The organism is Paenibacillus aestuarii, from assembly GCF_027789125.1.
In the GTDB taxonomy this organism is placed as follows: Bacteria; Bacillota; Bacilli; order Paenibacillales; family NBRC-103111; genus Paenibacillus_E; species Paenibacillus_E aestuarii.
On the sequence record NZ_JAQFVF010000049.1, the window covers coordinates 1 to 22,131 of the forward strand.

A 22,131-nucleotide genomic window follows, 5' to 3' on the forward strand; every position below is an offset into this window, starting at 1 on the left:
CCGCTCGACTTGCATGTATTAGGCACGCCGCCAGCGTTCGTCCTGAGCCAGGATCAAACTCTCCAAAAAGGATGAATCTGAATAGCTCATTTAAACCTGACGAGATTGTTAATCTCTTTTAAAGTTTAGAGTCGATTGCTCGACTTGCTTCTCACTCGTTGTTCAGTTTTCAAAGATCAATTCACTTCTTTTAATTCCGCCACCGTTTTAGCGGCGACTTTTATAATATAGCACATTCGCCTGATCGATTGCAAGTGTTTTTCTTATTTTTTTCAAAACATTCAAAACACAGTAATCATTGCCCCTCATCGAAGCGGCGAAATCTAAATTAACATAATTGAAGAGGGCAAGTCAAGCCTCCACCCTCTATTTTTTTTCAACTTGGTAATTGCGATTTCTGGCGTATTTGGAAATCTCCTTTGGCGTGGCCAAACGCGCATACATCCGAAATATTACTTTGTATCTAGATTCAATAGCACCTTTAATTTCCTGATCGATTCGCTTGTCGTTTAAATCGAACAGCATTTCATCTAATTCTTTTCGAAGTACATAATCTAACTCTCTGCACTCCCGATCATTGAATAGAAATCCGAGCATACATCCATTCAAACCCCTCTCGACTGTAGATACAGATAGGGCATCCCGGCAGCTTAACGCGCTAACAGATGTCCCTAATGCAAGGCTTTATGGCTTACATTCAAATTGCATTACTGTTATGCTCAGATTTTCCCATTTTTATGACAAGAGATCTGAAAATTATTTACATTTGCACCAACCAATATGTCAACGTGCTTTCGATAATAGCTGCAATCAGTAGTAAAACGGCAATAAGAACAGCCAACGGCTTCGTCAAACGAAGCACTCTAGAAAGCTCTGAGCGTGCGGTTCTTAGTTGGACGGGCACGAACATTTGTATTCCCGCTTTCCACACTAGCATCCCTAATTTCAAACCATAAGCACAAGCCATCAAAATAACAGGAATCTCGATGATCCCGTGCGGCACAATCCCTTTTAGAATAAGGGCGAATGTATTTCCGTGATTTTGCAGCGAGAGCACATAACCCAATATCATACCGTTCGCAATCAGCATAAATAGCGGCAGTAACCCGAATCCAAGACCTAAGAAAACAATCAAGATGGATTTGATGGCGTTATTCAAGAAAATGACGATAAAGAACCAGAATTGAGGATTCTCTTTGCCGCTCAGCGACTGGCTAATGGATTTAATCCCTCTGAGCTGATTATTCAAAAAGTTCGTGAACTGATCTGAATTCGCCCATCCCAAGTAAAAACTAAATGCGAACACCAGTACGGTCACAATAAAATAGTGCTTCATTTCTTTAAAGTGATTGAATAACTCTTTCATTTTCATTTGATTTCCTCCTTGATTTGAAGAATAAGTAGGATGTGTACGAGCATACATTGATGATAAACAGAAATACAAGCCTTACCCGTTGTAAGGCATGAAGGAGGAGCCGGCTACAGTGAATTATTTCTTTGTCGTTAATGCCCGCAAATTAAAACAGTTTATCTTTATAGCTGTTGCCATCATGTTCGCGGCAGCCATTGTGTATTCGGAACAAAACAACATCTCCGTGTTTTCCTCAGGAGAACCCGCCGCTATATATAGCGTGCAAACAGATAAGAAGGTAATTGCACTCACGTTCGACATCAGCTGGGGGGACAAGCGGCCCGAACCGATTTTGCAAGTGCTTGAAAGTAAAGGCGTGAAAAATGCAACGTTCTTTCTCTCATCTCCCTGGAGCAAAAGCCATCCGGATATCGTCGAGCATATTAAAAAAGACGGTTTTGAGATCGGCAGCCATGGCAATAAACATGACAACTACAGTACCTTCAGCGATGAGGAGATTCGCAAGCAAATCACTACGGCCCATGGCATTCTCACTGAATTGATTGGAAAAGAGCCGAATCTGCTGCGCTTGCCTAACGGTGATTTCGACAAAAGAGTGCTTCGCATCGCGGGTGAACTCGGATATTCGGTTATCCAGTGGGACACGGATTCGATGGACTGGATGAATATTGGTGTCGACAAAATTGTCGACCGCGTGGTATCGAAAGCTCATCCCGGTGATATCGTGTTGATGCATGCCAGCGATTCCTCCCAGCAAACGCACGAAGCCCTCCCCCAAATCATCGATCAGTTAAAAGCAAAAGGCTATCAATTTGTTACTGTTAGCGAAATGATTAAACAGACGCATGTGGAATCCAAACCGGTGGAAGATCAAGCGATGAAACATATCCACTAATGCCTATAGAAAAAGAGCTAATTAACCAATTAGCTCTTTTTATTTTCCAATATTTTATGGAGTATTAGGATTTGCCATGCATTGCAGACTAACAGCGGAGCCAACATAAAGAGGCTGGAAGCTGAATTGTCGAGTTTGAGCGCTGGCACAGCTTCCAAAACGGAGACGGCGGACATGAAAAATAAAGTTGGAATGAACGCATTCCGATTAGTCATGGACACTTTCCAGTAAGCAACGCCTAAAGAAATAATGAGGATGATAACCGGAAGAACCAAGTAACCGAGAAAAGATCCTTCGAAGCTTGTCATCCGCAAATAAGCAAGATCAAAAAGGACGACGATCACAATGGTCAATTGAAGAAGATCCCACACCGTTTTGGAACGAATGATCCCTGCCGCAATGAATCTGACAATTAGATAAGCGAAGAAGCCCATTTGACTCAACACGCTGATCGTAGCACCGCCTAGCAGCATGTTCATGACATTAAAGCCGACTGCTGACAGCCCCATCAACGAAAATTCCTGGTCCGAATATTGCAGAATAAGTCCAATTACCGTTGAAACGATCATGCCGATTAACAAGGTAGTCCAGAACATATGAAACCATTTTCGCAAAGTCACGTTGAAAACCCCCATAATGAACTCTAATTGCTAATTGTACCAACGTTTTACCTAAAAAGCCAATGAGTGGCCGTGATAATATCTCTTGAACCACACATACTATCGGTATCAAGCAAGGGAAGGGAGTAAGCTTTCATGTTGATAAAAAGGCTGGGAAAGCTCAAAGTCATTCCAATTATCCTGTTCGCCGTACTTCTCTCTTCATGTGGAACGGATAACTCTTCACAAAATCAATCACAGGGCAACACGTATAAAGAAACTAAATCGATGGTACTCGACATCCTGAAGTCTGACGATGGCAAGAAGGCCATTAGTGCCGCTAACCGCAGCATTATGAATGGGGATGTCGGAGCTGCTGGATTAGCTGGCCAATCGCAAATCAAACTGCTCTCGGCCAATGAATCCTTGCAGCTGCAGATGGCTGTAAAGGATGTATTGACTGCGGAGGAAAACAACAAATTTCTACAGGATATGATGAAAGACCCTAAGTTCGCCGGTGACTTCGCCAAAGCGATCCAAAAAGACACGAAGCAAATGTACAAAGAATTGATGAAGGATCCTGATTACCAAAAGTCTCTCGTTGATGTCATGAAAAACCCTGATTATGAGAAAATGGTTTTGGATGTGATGAAAACCGCTGCATATCGACAACAAATGATGACAGTTATGCAGGAAGCCTTGCAAAGTCCATTGTTTAAAGCCCAAATGGTCGATCTGTTGAAAGCTGCCATTGATCAACAAAGCAAGCCTGAGCAGCTATCTACGGGCGGTAAAAAAGAAGGGCAAAAAGGCGGCAGTGATAAGGAGAAGGATAGTGGCGGTTCGGGAGATCAGAAAAAACAAGAGAGCGGCGAGAAGAAAGATGATTCCGGCAGCAGCTCGTAAACATATAAATAAAGGGACTAGCAGCTTGACGGCTGAAAGTCCCTTTATCCTATATTAAGCTTCTAATTTGGAAATAATGTTTGCAGCTACATCCAGATAGATCTGGCCTGCCGTCGTATCCGCTTTATAAACGGATGGGGAGTAGTCCTTCTCCGAGATATGGTTGTCAGGCGCTCCCAGAGGGATTTGTGCAAGCAGCTCGCTATGCAAGTTCTCCGCAAGTTTAGCGCCTCCCCCTTTGCCAAAAACATAATCTTTTGAGCCGCAGGATTTGCACTCATAGTAAGACATATTCTCGACAACACCCAAAATGTCGTGATTCGTCGATACCGCCATCGCCCCTGCTCTAGCCGCGACAAACGCAGCTGTCGCATGCGGTGTCGTGACAATGATTTCTTTGCTTTGCGGAATCATCTGATGCACGTCCAAGGCAACGTCACCAGTTCCAGGCGGCAAGTCCAAAAGAATATACTCCACATCTCCCCAATTGACTTCGTGGAAGAAGTTGCGAAGCATCTTGCCGAGCATCGGCCCGCGCCAAATTACCGGCGCATTATCCTGAACAAAGAAGCCCATAGAAATCACTTTCACCCCATGGCGCTCAACAGGAATGATCGCATTGTTTACCAATTGAGGCTGCTCCTCGATCCCCATCATATCGGGAATGCTGAAGCCGTAAATATCAGCATCGACAATGCCGACTTTCTTCCCTTGCCGGGCAAGAGCAACAGCTAGATTGACGGTCACCGTGGATTTGCCCACGCCGCCTTTACCGCTGGCAATGGCAATGAATTTGACTTTGGACTGCTCACCCAGAATCGTTTGTGGAGCAGCATCCGCTTGTTGCGCGGCCGGTTGCAGCGCCTCATTCAGCTGATTACGTTCAAAGTCTGTAATCGCCCGAAATCGTATATGTACCTGTTCCACGCCCAGCGGCTTCAAGCTTAGGCTGATGGCTGATTTCGCCTGCTGCTTATAGGCCTCATCATCCGTCGTTGTAATCAAGGTTAACGATACGCCGTCTTCCTTAATCATAATATCTCGAACTAGGTTAAGATCAGTCATACTTTTTTGGTACTGAGGGTCAATAAGAGGTTTTAAAGCTTCTAACAATTGATCTTTGTTGATCATAGCCACACCACACCTTCATTAGGACAAAGTATCTATGCGGCTTTAATTATATCATAAATCGATTAGGAACCAACTTTTTCCCCGCTGTAATAGCGCAGAACCCCCTGATAGATGGAAGCGGCCACTTTTTTCTGATATTGTTCGCTTGCCAGCAGCCTCGCCTCTTCGGGATTGGACAGGAAGCCCACTTCAACAAGGGCACTAGGAATGGATAAGGTCTTCAGCAAGTAGACCGTTTTATCCGCTTCCTTCGCGATTCGGTCGGTATTCTCCAAATTCTTCTTCAATTCGTTCTGAATCAAAGCGGCTAAGTTGGAATTGTTCGGGTTGTTCGGATAGTAGAACGTTTGTGCGCCTCTCCATTTTTGTGAAGGAATACTGTTCAAATGTACGCTCAGAAACATATCGGCTTTCTTGTCATTCGTTAAATCCGCCCGGTTATGCAGATCCTGTGTCTTTCTTTTGCTGTAGCCTTTCGTACCAGGGTCGGCTAAGTCTGTATCCGTCTCCCTGGTCATGACGACAAGCGCCCCAGCCTGCTGCAGGTAGTCACGGAGCTGCAAGGTAATCGCCAGATTGATATCTTTCTCGATGATACCGTCTTTGCTCTCAGCACCTCCATCAGGCCCGCCATGGCCCGCATCCAGAGCAATCGTCTTACCTGACAGCGGGAGCGTCCAATCCGACCACGTCTTGGATGCAGGGAGCTCATAGGTGTAGATAAATACGACCAGAGCCATTAATAAGGCCGATAGTACAAGTTTCAAGCTGCTGTGAGGGGTCAGCCAGACAACGAGCCTGCTCTTTCTTTTGCGCATAAAAAAATCCACCTCTGTTCCCCATAGACTCTGTAACATCTATATGGGACAGGGTGGACAAATATACCTTGCGAGGCAGACTTGCTTGATACTTGCTTAGACTTGGTATTCAGGGTCTCGCAAGCCCTCGATCAAGACTTGCGCAACCTCTGGGCGCGTAAATTGAGGAGGCGGGCATTCGCCATTCCGCAGCAAGCCGCGCACCTTGGTGCCGGAAAGATGCAAATGTTCGGACTTATCGTGCGGGCACGTTTTGCTCGAGGCCATATTACCGCATTTTGTACAAAAGAAGCTGTGCTCGAAAAATAACGGGGTAATGCCGATCTCTTCCGCTGTAAAAAGACTAAAGATCTGCTGCGCTTCGTAGGTCCCGTAGTAATCGCCTACGCCCGCGTGATCGCGTCCGACGATGAAATGCGTGCAGCCATAATTTCTGCGCACAATCGCGTGCAGAATCGCTTCCCGAGGCCCTGCATAGCGCATAGCCGCGGGATAGACGCCAAGGAAGGTACGATCCTGTGGATAGTAATTCTCCAGCAATACTAGGTAACTCCTCATCCGTACATCAGCGGAAATATCGTCGGATTTAGTCTCCCCAACCAACGGGTTTAGGAAGAGTGCGTCGACGATTTCCATCGCTGATTTTTGAATATATTCATGAGCGCGGTGCACAGGATTGCGCGTTTGGAAGCCAACGACCGTTTTCCAGCCTCTTTCAGCGAAAATGCGGCGTGTATCAGCGGGATCGAAGTAGAAGGATTCGAATTTTTTCGGTTTTGGACGATTCAGCAGCTGAATCGAACCGCCAATATTCGTTGCTGGTCTGGCATACAGCTTAGCTACACCAGGATGCGCTGGATCGTCAGTTTTAAACACTTTGATCGCTTCATTCTGTTGATCCACGGTGTAAATGCTCGAGACATCCATGACCGCATAAATGACGTGGTCCTCTTCTCCAACAAGTGCGATCTGCTGACCGATTTCTAATCTATCCGCGACTTCAGGCTTTACTGATAATGTAATGGGAATGCTCCATACCGTACCGTTCGCAAGTCTCATGTTTTCTACAACAGAGTGATAATCCCGCTCTTCCATAAATCCTGTCAGCGGCGAAAAGGCGCCAACAGCTATCAAATCTAAATCCGATATCGTCCAATTGTTCACTGGGATTTGAGTTAGTGTATTGGCAAGTGCTACGACTTCAGCTTCGTCTTTTTCAGCAACTAAGCGGTTAATTAATTGTCCGCCATGAGGGTTCATCGTCGTCATTCCGAACGACCTCCGTTGTTGATAAGATAGAGGAAACTATTTATTTATGAAGCCCGCACTCCGTCTTCTCACTGTCTGCCCAACGCCCCGCGCGTGGATCTTCGCCAGGAGCTACCGGACGTGTGCAATGCTCGCAGCCGATACTTGGGTAGTTACGATCATGCAGCGGATTGTAAATCACATCGTTGGTGCGGATATAGTTCCACACATCTTCACTGGTCCAATCAGCAAGAGGGTTGAATTTAATTAAGCCGAATTTCACGTCGTATTCAACCTTTTTCGCGTTAGCCCGGGTTGGCGCTTGATCGCGGCGGATACCGGTAATCCAGGCATCGTAGTTTCTCAATATATCCGTCAATGGATCCACTTTACGAATGCCGCAGCATTTGTTCGCATCGCTCTTCCAAAGCTCATCCCCGAATTGAGCAGCTTGCTCTTCAAGTGTAAGCTTAGGCAGAACTTGCACGAACTTCTTCCCGTAGTGCTTCTCAAGACGGTCTCTTGTTTCATAAGTTTCAGCAAAATGAACGTTCGTATCCAGGTAGAAAATATCCACATTCGGATTCAATTTTTGCAGCATATCAACCAGAACAACATCTTCGGCGCCGAAGCTGCAAGCTAGAGTGAGGTTAGGGAAAGTTTCAATTGCAAGCTTAAGCACCGCTTCCGGCGATTGTTGTTCATACTCCTCCGCAGCTTTCGTAACAAATGCTTCTTTCTCAAAAAGATTCATGCTGGAGTCCTCCTTCACTTTAATTCCGACTATTATTATAAGAATTTACTCTTATTATAACGGAGTACAATGCGATGTCAATGACTTTTGATCATTTTGGGATTAACTTTACAATTCCATGAAATCAGTATACGACTCACAGCGCCCAGATGTGAAAATAAAAAAACCTTTCCAGCAAAATGCTGAAAAGGTTTCGTAGGCGTCCAAGACGCGCATGTATTAACGTTTGGAGAATTGAGGAGCGCGACGAGCAGCTTTCAAGCCGTATTTCTTACGCTCTTTCATACGAGGGTCACGAGTCAGGAAGCCCGCTTTTTTCAAAGAACCACGGAATTCAGGGTCAGCTTTCAGCAACGCACGGGAAATACCGTGACGGATTGCTCCTGCTTGTCCGCTGATTCCACCACCGTTTGCAAGAACCAAAACATCGTATTTGCCCAGTGTTTCAGTCAATGTCAAAGGTTGTTTAACGATCAGTTTCAATGTTTCCAGACCGAAATATTCGTCCAGATTACGTTTATTAATGATGATGCGTCCTTCACCCGGTACAAGGCGCACACGCGCTACCGAATGTTTACGACGACCCGTTCCATAATATTGAACTTGTGCCACGAAAACAGTCCTCCCTTATAATTATCCGCGAAGATTCCAAACTTCTGGTTGTTGTGCTTGGTGTGGATGCTCTGCTCCACCGTAGACTTTCAGCTTTGTTTTCATGCTGTCGCCAAGACGGTTCTTAGGAAGCATACCATGAACGGCAAACTCAATCATGCGATCAGGCTTGCTGTTCAGCAGGTCCTGTGCAGAAGTCACTTTCAAACCACCTGGATACAGGGAGTGACGGTAGTACATTTTGTTCTGCATTTTCTTACCAGTCAACTTGATTTGAGAAGCGTTGATAACAATTACAAAATCCCCAGTATCAACATGCGGAGTGAACTCCGGCTTATGTTTTCCGCGGATAATGCTAGCAACTTCACTTGCCAGACGGCCAAGAGTTTGGCCAGCAGCGTCAACGATGTACCATTTACGCTCTACTTCATTTGGCTTAGCCATATATGTGGTGCGCATGCTTAATCCTCCTAAATATATCTCAATACATAATCGTCAATGTCAAACATAATCTGATGGATGGTTGTGGCAGAACTCATGACCTGGGGCTGTGGGATAGCCGATCACGAAACGCCAAGTTATATTCTACACGAAATCCTCTATGGACGCAAGCTATGATTTTGCTTCTTAGTACTCGACTTTCCACAACATCAAGCCCATTGCCTCTGCCGTAGGGCCTGCCTTGCTGCGATCCTGAGCTTCGAGAATCCGCTGCATATCGCTGCTGGCTCTCTTCCCCTCACCAATCTGCAGAAGCGTCCCTGCGATGATCCTGACCATGTTATAGAGGAACCCATTACCCGTTACATACAACCGTAGTCGACTGATTCCTCCGTTAAGCGAGAGATCATCGATCTCCGCCTCCAGGCGAGCCTCGTACAGCGTTCTAACCTTTACTTCCTTATCTGTCCTTACCGTGCAAAACGAAGTGAAATCATGCTCACCTAGCAAGCAAGGGAGCGCCTCTCTCATGGCTTCCACATTCAAATGCGTAGGATGATGGTATTCATAGTTCCGGTGAAAGACATCAGGGAAGCGCGCCGTGCGAATCGTAAAACAGTACGTCTTGCGCTTCGCGGCTTTGCGGGAATGGAAAGAAAGAGGTACTTCTTCCGCGGTATGTGCGACGATATCCTTGGGTAGTCTACTGTTCAGAGCCAAGCACCAGCGCTCGACAGGAATTTTAGAGGTCGTGATAAAATTAATGACTTGAGCCTTCGCGTGTACCCCAGCATCCGTCCGCCCTGAAGAGACGACCTTTACCGTTTCGCCGGTCAGCATATGTACGGCTTGTTCCAAACGGTATTGGATCGTATCTGCATTAGGCTGGATCTGAAAACCTGAATAAGCTGTTCCATCGTAGCTAATGGTGAAACGAAGATTTCTCACCGCATGTTCCTCCGTGAGTCTTCATTCTCATTTATCGGAGACTGCAAAAAAAGGGCTTCACCAGAATCAATGATTCCGTCCACCCTTTCCCATCCGTCTTATGCTCGATCTACAAGCTCTAGGTAAACCATTGGTGCTGCGTCACCGCGGCGTGGTCCCAGTTTCAGGATACGCGTGTATCCGCCTGGACGCTCGGAGTAGCGAGTAGCCAATTCAGAGAAGAGCTTTTGGATAGCATCTTGGTTCTCGTTAACTGCTTCTCTGCGAACAAAAGCAGCCACCTGACGGCGTGCGTGAAGATCTCCGCGTTTCGCTAAAGTGATAAGCTTCTCAGCGATGGAACGAATTTCTTTTGCTTTTGCTTCGGTTGTTTGAATGCGTTCATGTATGAACAGATCTGTTACCAGATCACGGAATAATGCTTTACGATTACTGGAATCGCGGTTCAATTTCCTGTAGTTCATTGAATTAACCTCCTTCTGACTGGATTATTCCTCGGTACGTAAGCCTAAGCCAAGCTCTTCGAGCTTCTCTTGAACTTCTTCAAGAGATTTGCGACCCAAGTTACGCACTTTCATCATATCTTCTTCTGTCTTGGTAATCAGCTCTTGCACGGTATTGATACCTGCACGCTTCAGGCAGTTGTAAGAGCGAACAGAGAGATCCAGTTCTTCGATCGTCATCTCGAGAACTTTCTCTTTCTTATCTTCTTCTTTCTCCACCATAATCTCGGCATCCTTTGCTTCATCCGTCAAGCCGACGAACAGCATCAGGTGCTCAGTCAAGATTTTAGCGCCCAAACTTACCGCTTCTTCAGGTCGAATACTTCCATCGGTCCACACTTCGAGGGTCAGTTTGTCATAGTTAGTCACTTGGCCGACGCGAGTATTTTCTACACTGTAGTTTACCCGAGTAATAGGCGTGTAAATCGAATCAATGGGGATCACTCCGATTGGTTGATCTTCGCGCTTATTTTTGTCCGATTGAACGTAACCGCGACCTCTGCCCGCATGAATCCTCATGTGAAGTCGCGCATCAGGAGATAATGTGGCAATATGCAGATCCGGATTAAGGATCTCCACATCACTATCACCGCGGATGTCCGCTGCTGTGATCGTACCTTCTCCTTCAGCATCAATTTCAAGCACTTTCTCCTCATCGGAGTGAATTTTCAACGATAAGCCTTTCAGGTTAAGGATAATTTCCGTAACATCCTCAAGCACGCCAGGAATCGTTGAAAACTCATGCAAAACGCCATCGATTTGGACAGAGGTTACTGCAGCACCCGGTAAAGAGGACAGTAAGATACGACGTAGTGAGTTACCTAAGGTTGTACCGTAGCCACGCTCCAACGGCTCCACGACAAACTTGCCATAGGCGCCGTCCTCACTTAACGCTACAGTTTCTATTTTTGGCTTTTCGATTTCGATCATGAAATGTACCCTCCATTCAAAACGTCGTTTCCCTCTGGATACTTCGGTGAAATTTCATAGTATGCCTATCCTTCAAAACCATTATTCACGATTTTAAGATATTTATACTACAAAGTGATCCTGAATTATACGCGACGACGTTTTGGAGGACGGCAGCCATTGTGAGGAACCGGAGTCACGTCTTTAATCAGGTTTACTTCAAGACCTGCTGCTTGCAAAGAACGAATCGCTGCTTCGCGGCCAGCACCTGGCCCTTTAACCATGACTTCAACTGTTTTCAGACCGTGTTCCATAGCTGCTTTAGCTGCGGACTCAGCTGCCATTTGCGCTGCAAAAGGCGTACTTTTACGGGAACCTTTGAAACCAAGGTTTCCTGAACTTGCCCAGGAAATTGCATTTCCGTGAGGATCCGTAATAGTCACAATCGTGTTGTTAAACGTGGAACGAATGTGGGCTACTCCGGACTCAATATTTTTACGGTCACGACGTTTCGTACGGACTACTTTTTTAGGTTTTGCCATTAGCTCTAACCCCCTTTATTATTTCTTCTTATTAGCTACTGTACGACGAGGACCTTTACGTGTACGAGCGTTAGTTTTAGTACGTTGTCCGCGAACAGGAAGACCACGGCGGTGACGAAGACCACGGTAGGATCCAATCTCGATCAGACGTTTGATGTTCAAGGAAATCTCACGACGAAGATCACCCTCTACTTTCAACGTTTTATCGATTACATCACGGATTTTGCTCACTTCATCTTCAGTCAAATCGCGAACGCGAGTATCAGGGTTGATACCAGTTGTTGCAACGATTTTTTGAGCTGTTGTATTGCCGATACCAAAAATGTAAGTCAAAGCAATAACTACTCGTTTGTCACGAGGTAAGTCAACTCCAGCTAAACGTGCCATCTAAGGCTGCACCTCCTTTTATCCTTGTTTTTGTTTGTGTTTCGGATTTTCGCAAATAACCATGACATTGCCTTTACGGCGAATGACTTTACATTTTTCACAAATTGGTTTAACCGATGGTCTAACCTTCATGATAACCCCTCCTTAAAGATTCGTAAGCACCATGTTGCGTTTTCGTAAGAAAACTTGCTTCGTAAGCATACGTCTCGAGAGAGTAACTTACTTAAAAGCCGAGCATTTATTTAAAACGGTAGGTTATACGGCCTCGTGTTAAATCATAAGGCGATAATTCTACGGTAACCTTGTCTCCTGGCAAAATGCGAATAAAATGCATTCTGATTTTACCGGATACGTGGGCTAGAATTTTATGACCATTTTCCAATTCAACCTTAAACATTGCATTCGGAAGAGGTTCAATCACTGTACCTTCTACTTCAATTACATCTTCTTTGGCCACAGTCATTCTCCTTTCTCATGTGCTTCAACTTGCGTTTGTTCAGCGAATTTGGCAAGTGCATGACGCAGCTTCCCATTAGTTACACGACCCGTTTCCCTGATGCTGGACTCGACTTCGCTGCTGATCGTTTCTTGTAATTGAAGATGTGTCAGGTTCTTCTTCTTCGGTTGATCGAATTTGCGCTTATCACCGTCTGCAAGCCAGACAAAGCGAGTATCAACAATTCCGATGACGACCGCATATTCTCCGGGATCTTTACCGCGAAGCACCTTTACGATCTGGCCTAACTCGGGAGTCATACGATCCACTCATCATCACCTACGCTTTGGGCAAAGTTAATATTTCATAACCAGCTGCCGTTATTGCAATCGTATGTTCAAAATGAGCACAAAGTGTTCCGTCCGCTGTTACTACGGTCCAGTCGTCTTCAAGTGTTTTGACAAACCTTTCGCCAACAACCACCATCGGTTCAATGGCTAAGACCATGCCCGGTTTCAATCGAGGGCCTTTGTTCGGAACACCGTAGTTCGGAATTTGCGGTTCTTCGTGAAGCTCCGTTCCTATTCCGTGCCCGACATACTCTCTTACTACGGAGAAGCCTGCATCTTCAATACAGGTTTGGATGGCATGCGACAACGTGTAGAGCCTGGCATCCGGTTTGGCTTCCGCTAATCCTTGGTAAAGCGATCTCTCCGTTACCTCCAGCAAGCGCTTGGCGGTCTCGGATACTTCACCCACCGGATATGTCCATGCGGAATCCCCATGATAGCCTTTATACTGAGCGCCAATATCAATACTAATGATATCACCTTCAGCCAGCTTTCGTGGACCAGGAATACCATGAACTAATTCTTCGTTGACAGAAGCACAAATGCTGCCCGGAAAACCGTTGTAGCCTTTAAAAGATGGAATTGCTCCCTGACTGCGAATGAATTCCTCTGCGATCTGATCAAGTTCTTTCGTTGTAATGTTCGGACGAATCGCCCTTGCCAGCAAGCGGTGCGTATCTGCTACGATCCGACCTGCTTCTCGCATTAGGTCCAGTTCAACCTCGGACTTACAAATGATCATTACGCTAGACCTCGTAGCAGTGAGCTAATTTGTTCGGTTACCGCATGAATGTCTTGTTCTCCGTTAACCTCACGCAATAATTCCCTCTTTTGGTAGTAATCCAGCAGTGGAGCCGTTTTGTTCGTATATTCGTCCAAACGGGTACCCACTTTTTCTTCCGTATCATCCGACCGTTGATACAATTCACCAGAACATTTATCACATACGCCATCTTGCTTTGGTGGATTGAAGATCACATGATACGTAGCTCCGCAGGATTTACAGATTCTTCGGCCAGTCAATCTCGCAAGCAGAAAACTGCGATCGACGGATAGATTGATGACTAATTCAATCTTCTTACCCAGGGATTGGACGATTTCATTCAAAGCATCAGCTTGAGCAATGGTTCTTGGGAACCCGTCAAGCAAAAAGCCTTTGTCGCAATCCGGCTGTGCAAGCCGTTCTTTCACAATACCATTCGTGATTTCATCAGGGACCAGCAGTCCTTTATCCACATAGCCTTTGGCCTCGATACCGAGCGGCGTTCCTTGGCTCATCGCCAAACGGAATGCGTCTCCCGTAGAAATATGAGGAATTTGAAATTCACTTACGATTTTTTCCGCCTGTGTACCTTTGCCTGCACCAGGAGGACCCATAAAAATTACGTTCACTTTGACTCCCTCCCATCGCACTCGGCAATACGAACAGCACAATAGGTGCCGATGTCGCATGAAACGCACCATCAGAACCTATTTGCTATTTATTGATAAAACCTTTGTAATGACGCTTGATCAATTGGCTCTCGATTTGTTTCATCGTCTCAAGACCAACGCCTACTACGATTAGCAAGGATGTTCCACCAATTTTGACTGAGTTCGGCAGACCTGCAAGTCCTCCGAAAAGCATCGGAAGAATGGAGATCGCGGATAAGAACAATGCACCGGACAAAGTGATTCTAGTCATTACACGAGTCAGATAAACAGAAGTTGTTTTACCAGGACGAATTCCCGGTATGTATCCACCGTTCTTTTTCATCTGATCGGCCATCTGTACTGGATTGATTTGAACGAAGGTGTAGAAGTATGTGAACCCGATAATCAACAGTACATAAAGTACAATCGCTAGCGGCGCCGTTTGGTTCAAGCTCAAGTTCGAGATGATCCATTCAGCAACCACGTTACCTCTCCAATAGCTCGCTATTGTAGGAGGGAACATCAATAGTGACAAAGCGAAGATTACTGGAATTACACCCGCAGCATTCACTTTCAAAGGAATGTGCGTCGTTTGACCGCCATACATTTTACGACCAACAACCCGTTTGGCATATTGTACAGGGATCTTACGAACCCCTTGCTGTACAAAGATGACACCGGCGATGATCAAAATCACAACCAATGCGATGATAACGAGTTTCACGATGTTCAAGAACAACGCGCCCTCAGTCGCGAACAGCGTTTTGTATATCTGTTGGATGCCAGTAGGAATCGCCGCGACGATACCAGCAAAGATGATTATGGAAATACCGTTTCCAATCCCAAACTCCGTAATTTGCTCTCCAAGCCACATCAAGAAGGCAGTACCTGCTGTCAGTACAATCGCAATTAGAGCGAAGGTTGTAAAGCCTGGGTTAATCACTAGACCGCTGTAAAGTCTGCTAAATCCAATGGATAAACCGAAGGCTTGAATCAAGCCTAATACAATCGTACCGTAACGTGTGATCTGCGTCATCTTTTTTCTTCCGACTTCGCCCTCTTTTGCCCATTGCGCAAAGCGCGGGACTACATCCATGGACAAAAGCTGAACGATAATGGAAGCGGTGATGTAAGGCATAATCCCCATCGCGAAAATAGAGAATTGAAAGAGCGCCCCACCTGAAAACGTGTTAAGCAAACCAAAGACATCGCTCTGATTCGCTTGGTCTTGAAGTTTTAAAACATCTGTATTGATGTTAGGCACCGGAATAAAGGCACCTATTCTGTAGACGATCAGCAAGAAGAGTGTGAATAATATTCTTCTACGCAGATCCTCTACTTTAAAGATGTTGGATATGGTATTGAACATTAAATCACCTCGGTTTGACCGCCGGCAGCTTGGATTTTCTCAATTGCGGATTGAGAGAACTTATTCGCTTTAACGGTTAACTTTACTGTAATTTCACCGTTTCCTAAAATCTTGATGCCGTCTTTAGGAGCTTTTACAATACCAGTTTCCAGCAATACTTCTGGAGTAACTTCTGTACCAGCTGCGAAGTTGTTCAAATCTTCAAGGTTCACGATAGCAAACTCAGTGCGGAAGCGGTTGTTGAAACCACGCTTAGGCAAACGACGGTACAACGGATTTTGTCCACCCTCGAATCCAGGACGAACGCCTCCACCGGAACGTGCATTTTGACCTTTATGTCCGCGAGTCGATGTTTTACCCATACCGCTACCTGTACCACGACCAACACGCTTACGAGTGTGACGAGCACCAGTTGCAGAACTTAGTTCATGTAACTTCATCGTTGCACACCTCCTCTAAATCTTAATATCAGCAATTTATGCTTCGATTTCTTTAACTTCAAGCAAATGACTTACTTGATTAACCATACCTCTGATAGCAGCGTTGTCTTGGTGAACAACTGTTTGGTTCAGCTTGCGCAGACCAAGAGTTTTCACTGTAACACGTTGAGTTTCAGGGCGGCCAATCACACTGCGTTTCAGGGTAATCTGTAATTGTTTCGCCATGTTTACCCCTCCTATCCTAATAACTCTTCAACTGTTTTACCGCGAAGCTTAGCAACTTCTTCCGCTTTTTTCAAGCGGCTCAAGCCTTCAAGCGTAGCGTTAACCATGTTAATGGAGTTGGAAGAGCCAAGGGATTTTGTCAAAATGTCGCCGATACCGGCAAGTTCAAGAACCGCACGAACCGGTCCACCAGCGATAACTCCAGTACCTTGGGAAGCTGGCTTCAACAATACGCGGCCTGCGCCAAAGCGGCCAGTTACAAGGTGAGGAATGGAAGTTCCTACGATTGGAACGTGAATCAAGTTCTTTTTCGCATCTTCAATGCCTTTACGGATCGCGTCTGGAACTTCGGATGCTTTACCGATTCCTGCACCAACCCAGCCATTGCCGTCGCCTACGACAACAAGTGCGCTGAAGCTGAAACGACGTCCGCCTTTTACTACTTTAGCAACGCGGTTAATATTAACAACTTTTTCTGTAAGTTCTAAAGTATTCGGATCTACGCGCAAGTCTTTTACCTCCTTATATATCGTTTTTCCTAGAATTGTAATCCTGCTTCACGAGCTGCGTCAGCCAAAGCTTGAACGCGTCCGTGGTAAAGGTATCCGCCGCGGTCGAAAACGACTTGCTCAACACCTTTTTCTTTTGCACGTTTTGCGATCAATTCGCCAACTTTACGAGCAGCTTCTACGTTACCACCGTTACCTACTTCAGCTTTCAGTTCTTTGTCCTGAGTCGAAGCGGATGCTACAGTGACGCCAGTCGTATCATCGATCAATTGAGCATACATGTGTTTGGAAGAACGGAAGATGTTCAACCGTGGACGAGCAGTTGTTCCTTCGATTTTCTTACGAACGCGAAGGTGTCTTTTCAGACGGGCTTTATTTTTATCGCCTTTAGTAATCATGATTACTTGCACTCCTTTCATCATCTTATGATGCGAGAGTTGTTACCCGCGATCTATCGGTCTTACTTCTTCTTACCAGCTTTACCTTCTTTACGAAGGATGCGTTCGCCTTCATACTTGATACCTTTACCTTTATAAGGCTCTGGTTCACGAACTGCGCGAACTTTAGCAGCAGTAGCACCTACTAATTCTTTGTCGATACCTTTGATGATGATCTTCGTGTTCGAAGGAACTTCGAACTCGATCCCAGTCTCAGGTGTGAATTCTACCGGGTGGGAGTACCCTACGTTAAGAACCAGTTTATCACCAGTTTTATTCGCACGGTAACCAACGCCTACGAGTTCCAAAGATTTCGAGAAACCTTCCGTTACACCGTTAACCATGTTGGCAACAACAGAACGTGTTGTACCATGCAGGGAGCGGTGTAGTTTGTTATCGGAAGGACGCTCAACAGAAATCTCGTTTTCGACAACATTCACTTTCATATCTTTATGAAGTTCACGAGACAAAGTACCTTTTGGGCCTTTAACTGTGATCAAAGTATTGTCTAGTGTTACATTTACACCACTTGGAATGGTGATTGGCTTACGACCAATACGAGACATGTTTGCACCTCCATTCAATTACAATTGTATTACCAAACGTAGCAGATAACCTCTCCGCCAGCTTTGGATTGACGAGCATCTTTATCCGTCATAACTCCCTTAGATGTGGAGATGATGGCAATCCCTAGTCCGCCCAAAACGCGAGGGATTTCTTGTGATTTTGTGTATACGCGCAGTCCTGGTTTGGAAATTCTTTTCAAACCGGAGATAACACGCTCATTGTTTGAACCGTATTTCAGGAACAAACGAATGATTCCTTGTTTGTTATCTTCAACGTACTCAGCGTCACGGATGAAACCTTCTTTTTTGAGGATTTCAGCGATTTCCCTTTTCACCTTGGATGCTGGGATCTCAACTGTCTCATGACGAACGATGTTGGCATTACGGATGCGTGTTAACATATCTGCAATTGGATCTGACATGACCATTTGTGTAAACCTCCTTCCCGAAAATAGGGTGATTACCAGCTAGCTTTTTTCACGCCTGGAATCTGACCTTTGTATGCTAATTCGCGGAAACAAATTCTGCAAATTTTAAACTTGCGAAGCACGGAATGCGGACGACCGCAACGCTCGCAACGTGTGTATGCTTGAACTTTAAACTTCGGAGCACGTTGTTGCTTGATTTTCATCGAAGTTTTTGCCACTTAATATTCCACCTCCTGAGGTAGGTACGGCTCATTAGCCTATTTTACGAAAGGAGCGCCGAGTTGTGTTAAAAGCTCGCGAGCTTCTTCATCGGACTTAGCCGTCGTAACGATAACGATGTCCATACCACGAACTTTATCTACTTTATCATACTCGATTTCTGGGAAGATCAATTGCTCTTTCAGACCCAGTGTGTAGTTTCCGCGGCCGTCAAAGGCTTTGTTGGAAATACCACGGAAGTCACGTACGCGTGGAAGCGTAACGTTGAAGAGCTTATCCAAGAAGTGATACATACGCTCGCCGCGAAGTGTCACTTTCACACCGATTGGCATATTTTCACGAAGCTTGAAACCCGCGATGGATTTTTTCGCTCTTGTCACAACCGGTTTTTGACCTGCGATCTTTTGAAGATCTTCAACAGCAGCATCAAGAACTTTAGAGTTGGAAACCGCCTCACCAACACCCATGTTGATAACGATTTTCTCAATCTTAGGTACTTGCATTACTGTGGAGTAGTTGAACTTTTGGATCAACGCAGGAGTAATTTCATTCAAATAACGATCTTTCATTCTTGCTGACATCTTTCAGTTGCCTCCTTTCCGTGTTTCTTGTATTAGTCGATGACTTCACCGGATTTTTTCGCTACGCGAACTTTAGTACCGTTATCTAATACTTTGTAACCTACGCGAGTAGGCTTGCCGCTCTTAGGATCAACCAGCATCACGTTGGAAACGTGGATTGGAGCTTCTTGATTCAAGATGCCGCCTTGTGGGTTAAGTTGGGAAGGTTTCGCATGTTTCTTAACCATGTTCACACCTTCAACCAAGACGCGGTTTTCACGAGGGTAAGCTGCGATAACGCGGCCTTTTTTGCCTTTATCTTTACCTGTGATTACAAAAACCGTATCGTCTTTTTTCACGTGCAGTTTATTGTTATGAGACTCAAGTCTCTTCTTGGTTCTTGGCATTGTGTTGTACACCTCCTACAGACTACTTGAAACGCTCTATTAGATAACTTCTGGAGCCAAGGATACGATCTTCATGAAGTCTTTGTCACGAAGTTCGCGTGCAACTGGTCCAAAGATACGAGTTCCGCGAGGACTTTTATCTTCTTTCACGATTACAGCTGCGTTCTCATCGAAAGAGATGTAAGATCCGTCTTTACGGCGAGCACCGCTCTTCGTACGAACGATTACCGCTTTAACAACGTCACCTTTTTTGACAACGCCGCCTGGTGTTGCTTCTTTTACCGAACAGATGATCAAATCACCAATGTGACCTACGCGACGACCTGTACCACCCAAAACACGGATACACATCAATTGCTTTGCACCGGAGTTGTCAGCAACCGTCAAACGAGTAAATGGTTGAATCATCGTATTCCCTCCTTTCGGGGTTCATGCTTTTTGTTAGATAATAACAGCTTTTTCTACGATTTCAACCAGTCTCCAAGTTTTGTCCTTGGAAAGCGGTCTAGTCTCCATGATTTTCACAGTATCGCCGATTTGCGCTGTGTTGTTCTCATCATGAGCCTTGAATTTCTTCGTATATTTGATTCTCTTGTGATAGAGATCATGTTTTTTATAAGTTTCAACAGCAACAACGATGGTTTTATCCATTTTATCGCTGACAACTTTACCTACCTGTACTTTACGCTCATTGCGTTCAGCCATTTAAGGAAGCCTCCCTTCTAGATATGGTACGGTTACCCGATCCCCAATTCTCTTTCACGCAAAACAGTCTTGGCACGAGCGATCTCTTTACGCAAGTCGCGGATTTGAGTCGGGTTGTCCAATTGACCAGTAGCTAGTTGAAAACGGAGGTTAAAGAGTTCTTCTTTAAAACCATTGACTTTTTGCTCGATCTCAGCAGTGGTTAAGTTGCGGAATTCACTAGCCTTCATTTACTTCACCACCCACTTCTTCTCTCTTCACGAACTTCGTTTTGATTGGAAGCTTGTGAGCAGCAAGACGCATTGCTTCGCGAGCAACTTCTTCGCTTACACCAGCAAGTTCAAACAAAATTTTACCTGGTTTTACTACGGAAACCCATTTCTCCACGTTACCTTTACCGCTACCCATACGAACTTCAAGCGGCTTTTGTGTAATTGGTTTAGCTGGGAAAATTTTGATCCACACTTTACCACCACGTTTGATGTAACGTGTCATGGCAATACGGGCGGACTCGATTTGACGGTTGGTTACCCAAGCCGGTTCCATCGCTTGCAAGCCGTATTCGCCAAAAGCGACTTCAGTACCGCCTTTAGCCCGACCTTTCATGTTACCGCGGTGTTCTTTACGGTGTTTTACACGTTTAGGTACTAACATGATTTAGTTTCCTCCTTCCGGCTGAGCCTTTTTCTTAGCTGTCGGAAGAACCTCTCCACGATAAATCCATACTTTTACACCAATACGTCCGTACGTAGTGTGTGCTTCTGCAGTACCGTAGTCGATATCCGCGCGAAGTGTATGAAGTGGAACTGTTCCTTCGCTATATCCTTCCGTACGGGCAATCTCAGCACCGCCAAGACGTCCGCTAGTTGCAACTTTAATACCTTTAGCACCGGATCTCATTGTCCTTTGGATCGCTTGTTTCATAGCGCGACGGAAAGATACACGACGCTCCAATTGAAGTGCGATGGCCTCAGCAACAAGGATTGCATCCAGGTCAGGGCTTTTGATTTCAGAGATGTTAATGTGTACTTTTTTACCGGACAAAGCTGCGATGTAGTTGCGAATAACTTCAACTTCAGATCCGCCTTTACCGATAACCATACCAGGTTTCGCAGTATGAATCGTAACGTTCACACGGTTAGCCGCGCGCTCGATATCGATGTGGGATACTGCAGAATCCTTCAATTTATTCTTTAAGTATTCGCGGATTTTTACGTCTTCAAGCAGCAGAGTTCCGAAATCTTTTTCTGCGAACCATTTGGACTCCCAATCGCGAATAATACCGATTCTAAGACCTACCGGGTTTACTTTCTGACCCACACGTTATCCCTCCTTATTTCTCAGATACCACTAATGTAATGTGGCTGGTACGTTTTCTAATTGCACTTGCGCGACCCATCGCACGTTGGTGGAACCTTTTCATAGTCGGTCCTTGGTTAACAAACGCTTGAGTGATCACTAATTTATTAGGATCTAACGAATAGTTATGCTCTGCATTGGCAATTGCGGAGTTCAGAAGTTTCTCCAGAACTGGAGAAGCTGCTTTAGGTGTGTGACGCAGAATTGCGATCGCCTCACCTACCGCTTTTCCCCGAATCAAGTCAATCACTAATTGTGCTTTACGAGGAGCAATCCGAGCGTGGTTAAGAACTGCTTTAGCTTGCATGGTAGTACCTCCTCTCGGTTAAAAAATGCGATTAGCGTTTTCCGGTTTTCTTGTCGTCGTCGTGACCTTTGTACGTACGAGTTGGTGCGAACTCACCAAGCTTGTGTCCTACCATATCTTCAGTTACATACACAGGCACGTGTTTTCTTCCATCGTACACTCCGAAAGTGTGACCAACGAATTGTGGGAAAATTGTAGAACGACGGGACCAAGTCTTAACAACGACTTTCTTGCCGGAAGTGTTCAAGTCTTCCACTTTTTTCAGTAAGTATCCATCGATAAATGGACCTTTCTTTAAGCTGCGACCCATGGGTGTTCCTCCCTTCCTTGAACCTC

General features: G+C 45.4%; 38 protein-coding genes and 1 rRNA gene. 2 read left to right on the plus strand and 37 right to left on the minus strand.

What is annotated here, in order from left to right; all coding sequences use genetic code 11:
• The 3 genes from O9139_RS20490 to O9139_RS20500 form a co-directional block, all read right to left on the minus strand.
• Window positions 1–69: ribosomal RNA gene (locus O9139_RS20490) — 16S ribosomal RNA — on the minus strand; the annotation flags it as partial.
• Window positions 70–366: 297 nt separating this feature from the next.
• The gene (locus O9139_RS20495) at window positions 367–597 is read right to left on the minus strand and encodes a hypothetical protein (RefSeq protein ID WP_270881330.1); all 231 of its coding nucleotides are present in this window, start codon (window positions 595–597) and stop codon (window positions 367–369) included.
• 163 nt (window positions 598–760) lie between these two features.
• Window positions 761–1,372, minus strand: a complete 612-nt coding sequence (locus tag O9139_RS20500; RefSeq protein ID WP_270881331.1) for a stage II sporulation protein M — start codon at window positions 1,370–1,372, stop codon at window positions 761–763.
• Window positions 1,373–1,484: 112 nt separating this feature from the next.
• On the opposite strand from O9139_RS20500, the gene pdaB reads away from it, so the two are divergent.
• Window positions 1,485–2,267: a polysaccharide deacetylase family sporulation protein PdaB gene (gene pdaB / locus O9139_RS20505; RefSeq protein WP_270881332.1), complete on the plus strand. Its 783-nt coding sequence runs from the start codon at window positions 1,485–1,487 to the stop codon at window positions 2,265–2,267.
• 29 nt (window positions 2,268–2,296) lie between these two features.
• On the opposite strand, the gene O9139_RS20510 is transcribed toward pdaB, so the two are convergent.
• Entirely contained in the window at window positions 2,297–2,887 is a 591-nt protein-coding gene (locus O9139_RS20510; RefSeq protein ID WP_270881333.1) for a KinB-signaling pathway activation protein, read from the minus strand.
• A 135-nt stretch (window positions 2,888–3,022) separates the two neighbouring features.
• Between O9139_RS20510 and gerD the strand changes: the two genes are divergently transcribed.
• A complete protein-coding gene (gerD, locus tag O9139_RS20515) occupies window positions 3,023–3,772 on the plus strand; it encodes a spore germination lipoprotein GerD (RefSeq protein ID WP_270881334.1) in 750 nt (249 codons plus the stop codon).
• Window positions 3,773–3,826: 54 nt separating this feature from the next.
• Here gerD and O9139_RS20520 read toward each other — a convergent pair whose 3' ends face one another.
• The 33 genes from O9139_RS20520 to rpsS all read right to left on the minus strand — a co-directional run bounded on the left by O9139_RS20520 (window position 3,827) and on the right by rpsS (window position 22,105).
• A complete protein-coding gene (locus tag O9139_RS20520) occupies window positions 3,827–4,903 on the minus strand; it encodes an Mrp/NBP35 family ATP-binding protein (RefSeq protein ID WP_270881335.1) in 1,077 nt (358 codons plus the stop codon).
• 62 nt (window positions 4,904–4,965) lie between these two features.
• Window positions 4,966–5,721 (minus strand): N-acetylmuramoyl-L-alanine amidase CwlD, encoded by a 756-nt coding sequence (gene cwlD / locus O9139_RS20525; RefSeq protein WP_270881336.1) that lies wholly within the window; start codon window positions 5,719–5,721, stop codon window positions 4,966–4,968.
• 96 nt (window positions 5,722–5,817) lie between these two features.
• A complete protein-coding gene (gene sat, locus O9139_RS20530) occupies window positions 5,818–6,990 on the minus strand; it encodes a sulfate adenylyltransferase (RefSeq protein ID WP_270881337.1) in 1,173 nt (390 codons plus the stop codon).
• A gap of 40 nt (window positions 6,991–7,030) precedes the next feature.
• Window positions 7,031–7,723, minus strand: coding sequence for a phosphoadenylyl-sulfate reductase (locus O9139_RS20535; RefSeq protein WP_270881338.1), 693 nt, complete (start codon window positions 7,721–7,723; stop codon window positions 7,031–7,033).
• 219 nt (window positions 7,724–7,942) lie between these two features.
• Window positions 7,943–8,335, minus strand: coding sequence for a 30S ribosomal protein S9 (gene rpsI, locus O9139_RS20540; protein ID WP_270881339.1), 393 nt, complete (start codon window positions 8,333–8,335; stop codon window positions 7,943–7,945).
• A gap of 21 nt (window positions 8,336–8,356) precedes the next feature.
• The gene (rplM, locus tag O9139_RS20545) at window positions 8,357–8,794 is read right to left on the minus strand and encodes a 50S ribosomal protein L13 (RefSeq protein WP_126144072.1); all 438 of its coding nucleotides are present in this window, start codon (window positions 8,792–8,794) and stop codon (window positions 8,357–8,359) included.
• Window positions 8,795–8,962: 168 nt separating this feature from the next.
• On the minus strand, window positions 8,963–9,724 hold the full coding sequence (truA, locus tag O9139_RS20550; RefSeq protein ID WP_270881340.1) for a tRNA pseudouridine(38-40) synthase TruA: 762 nt from the start codon (window positions 9,722–9,724) through the stop codon (window positions 8,963–8,965).
• 98 nt (window positions 9,725–9,822) lie between these two features.
• Window positions 9,823–10,188 carry a 50S ribosomal protein L17 gene (rplQ, locus tag O9139_RS20555; RefSeq protein WP_270881341.1) on the minus strand — a complete coding sequence of 122 codons (366 nt, stop codon included), beginning with the start codon at window positions 10,186–10,188 and terminating at the stop codon, window positions 9,823–9,825.
• A gap of 24 nt (window positions 10,189–10,212) precedes the next feature.
• The gene (locus tag O9139_RS20560; RefSeq protein WP_270881342.1) at window positions 10,213–11,157 is read right to left on the minus strand and encodes a DNA-directed RNA polymerase subunit alpha; all 945 of its coding nucleotides are present in this window, start codon (window positions 11,155–11,157) and stop codon (window positions 10,213–10,215) included.
• Between the two features lie 125 nt (window positions 11,158–11,282).
• The gene (rpsK, locus tag O9139_RS20565; RefSeq protein WP_188178365.1) at window positions 11,283–11,678 is read right to left on the minus strand and encodes a 30S ribosomal protein S11; all 396 of its coding nucleotides are present in this window, start codon (window positions 11,676–11,678) and stop codon (window positions 11,283–11,285) included.
• An 18-nt stretch (window positions 11,679–11,696) separates the two neighbouring features.
• The gene (gene rpsM / locus O9139_RS20570) at window positions 11,697–12,065 is read right to left on the minus strand and encodes a 30S ribosomal protein S13 (protein WP_270881343.1); all 369 of its coding nucleotides are present in this window, start codon (window positions 12,063–12,065) and stop codon (window positions 11,697–11,699) included.
• A gap of 18 nt (window positions 12,066–12,083) precedes the next feature.
• Complete coding sequence (rpmJ, locus tag O9139_RS20575) at window positions 12,084–12,197, minus strand: 50S ribosomal protein L36 (protein WP_003333770.1); 114 nt, start codon at window positions 12,195–12,197, stop codon at window positions 12,084–12,086.
• A 106-nt stretch (window positions 12,198–12,303) separates the two neighbouring features.
• Complete coding sequence (gene infA, locus O9139_RS20580; protein WP_009676800.1) at window positions 12,304–12,522, minus strand: translation initiation factor IF-1; 219 nt, start codon at window positions 12,520–12,522, stop codon at window positions 12,304–12,306.
• 2 nt (window positions 12,523–12,524) lie between these two features.
• A complete protein-coding gene (locus O9139_RS20585) occupies window positions 12,525–12,821 on the minus strand; it encodes a KOW domain-containing RNA-binding protein (protein WP_270881388.1) in 297 nt (98 codons plus the stop codon).
• Window positions 12,822–12,840: 19 nt separating this feature from the next.
• Window positions 12,841–13,593 (minus strand): type I methionyl aminopeptidase, encoded by a 753-nt coding sequence (map, locus tag O9139_RS20590; protein WP_270881344.1) that lies wholly within the window; start codon window positions 13,591–13,593, stop codon window positions 12,841–12,843.
• Window positions 13,593–14,243, minus strand: coding sequence for an adenylate kinase (locus O9139_RS20595; protein ID WP_270881345.1), 651 nt, complete (start codon window positions 14,241–14,243; stop codon window positions 13,593–13,595). The genes map and O9139_RS20595 overlap by 1 nt, the downstream gene beginning before the upstream one ends.
• A gap of 85 nt (window positions 14,244–14,328) precedes the next feature.
• Entirely contained in the window at window positions 14,329–15,633 is a 1,305-nt protein-coding gene (gene secY / locus O9139_RS20600; protein WP_270881346.1) for a preprotein translocase subunit SecY, read from the minus strand.
• Window positions 15,633–16,073 (minus strand): 50S ribosomal protein L15, encoded by a 441-nt coding sequence (gene rplO / locus O9139_RS20605; protein WP_188178371.1) that lies wholly within the window; start codon window positions 16,071–16,073, stop codon window positions 15,633–15,635. The genes secY and rplO overlap by 1 nt, the downstream gene beginning before the upstream one ends.
• Before the next feature lie 36 nt (window positions 16,074–16,109).
• Window positions 16,110–16,298 (minus strand): 50S ribosomal protein L30, encoded by a 189-nt coding sequence (gene rpmD, locus O9139_RS20610; protein WP_270881347.1) that lies wholly within the window; start codon window positions 16,296–16,298, stop codon window positions 16,110–16,112.
• Window positions 16,299–16,309: 11 nt separating this feature from the next.
• Window positions 16,310–16,807 carry a 30S ribosomal protein S5 gene (rpsE, locus tag O9139_RS20615; protein WP_235120097.1) on the minus strand — a complete coding sequence of 166 codons (498 nt, stop codon included), beginning with the start codon at window positions 16,805–16,807 and terminating at the stop codon, window positions 16,310–16,312.
• A gap of 29 nt (window positions 16,808–16,836) precedes the next feature.
• Window positions 16,837–17,205, minus strand: coding sequence for a 50S ribosomal protein L18 (rplR, locus tag O9139_RS20620; RefSeq protein ID WP_270881348.1), 369 nt, complete (start codon window positions 17,203–17,205; stop codon window positions 16,837–16,839).
• A gap of 62 nt (window positions 17,206–17,267) precedes the next feature.
• On the minus strand, window positions 17,268–17,810 hold the full coding sequence (rplF, locus tag O9139_RS20625; RefSeq protein WP_270881349.1) for a 50S ribosomal protein L6: 543 nt from the start codon (window positions 17,808–17,810) through the stop codon (window positions 17,268–17,270).
• A 29-nt stretch (window positions 17,811–17,839) separates the two neighbouring features.
• A complete protein-coding gene (gene rpsH / locus O9139_RS20630) occupies window positions 17,840–18,238 on the minus strand; it encodes a 30S ribosomal protein S8 (protein WP_270881350.1) in 399 nt (132 codons plus the stop codon).
• A gap of 32 nt (window positions 18,239–18,270) precedes the next feature.
• Window positions 18,271–18,456, minus strand: a complete 186-nt coding sequence (locus O9139_RS20635; protein WP_113022649.1) for a type Z 30S ribosomal protein S14 — start codon at window positions 18,454–18,456, stop codon at window positions 18,271–18,273.
• Between the two features lie 39 nt (window positions 18,457–18,495).
• Complete coding sequence (gene rplE / locus O9139_RS20640) at window positions 18,496–19,038, minus strand: 50S ribosomal protein L5 (RefSeq protein ID WP_270881351.1); 543 nt, start codon at window positions 19,036–19,038, stop codon at window positions 18,496–18,498.
• A 32-nt stretch (window positions 19,039–19,070) separates the two neighbouring features.
• The gene (rplX, locus tag O9139_RS20645) at window positions 19,071–19,424 is read right to left on the minus strand and encodes a 50S ribosomal protein L24 (RefSeq protein ID WP_270881352.1); all 354 of its coding nucleotides are present in this window, start codon (window positions 19,422–19,424) and stop codon (window positions 19,071–19,073) included.
• A 39-nt stretch (window positions 19,425–19,463) separates the two neighbouring features.
• Complete coding sequence (rplN, locus tag O9139_RS20650; protein ID WP_270881353.1) at window positions 19,464–19,832, minus strand: 50S ribosomal protein L14; 369 nt, start codon at window positions 19,830–19,832, stop codon at window positions 19,464–19,466.
• Between the two features lie 33 nt (window positions 19,833–19,865).
• The gene (rpsQ, locus tag O9139_RS20655; protein WP_270881354.1) at window positions 19,866–20,129 is read right to left on the minus strand and encodes a 30S ribosomal protein S17; all 264 of its coding nucleotides are present in this window, start codon (window positions 20,127–20,129) and stop codon (window positions 19,866–19,868) included.
• Between the two features lie 32 nt (window positions 20,130–20,161).
• Entirely contained in the window at window positions 20,162–20,359 is a 198-nt protein-coding gene (rpmC, locus tag O9139_RS20660) for a 50S ribosomal protein L29 (protein WP_134756089.1), read from the minus strand.
• Complete coding sequence (rplP, locus tag O9139_RS20665; RefSeq protein ID WP_270881355.1) at window positions 20,349–20,783, minus strand: 50S ribosomal protein L16; 435 nt, start codon at window positions 20,781–20,783, stop codon at window positions 20,349–20,351. The genes rpmC and rplP overlap by 11 nt, the downstream gene beginning before the upstream one ends.
• Window positions 20,784–20,786: 3 nt before the next feature.
• Complete coding sequence (rpsC, locus tag O9139_RS20670) at window positions 20,787–21,449, minus strand: 30S ribosomal protein S3 (RefSeq protein WP_270881356.1); 663 nt, start codon at window positions 21,447–21,449, stop codon at window positions 20,787–20,789.
• Between the two features lie 13 nt (window positions 21,450–21,462).
• Entirely contained in the window at window positions 21,463–21,795 is a 333-nt protein-coding gene (gene rplV / locus O9139_RS20675; protein WP_270881357.1) for a 50S ribosomal protein L22, read from the minus strand.
• Between the two features lie 31 nt (window positions 21,796–21,826).
• Complete coding sequence (gene rpsS / locus O9139_RS20680) at window positions 21,827–22,105, minus strand: 30S ribosomal protein S19 (protein WP_188178381.1); 279 nt, start codon at window positions 22,103–22,105, stop codon at window positions 21,827–21,829.
• Window positions 22,106–22,131: the final 26 nt, after the last annotated feature.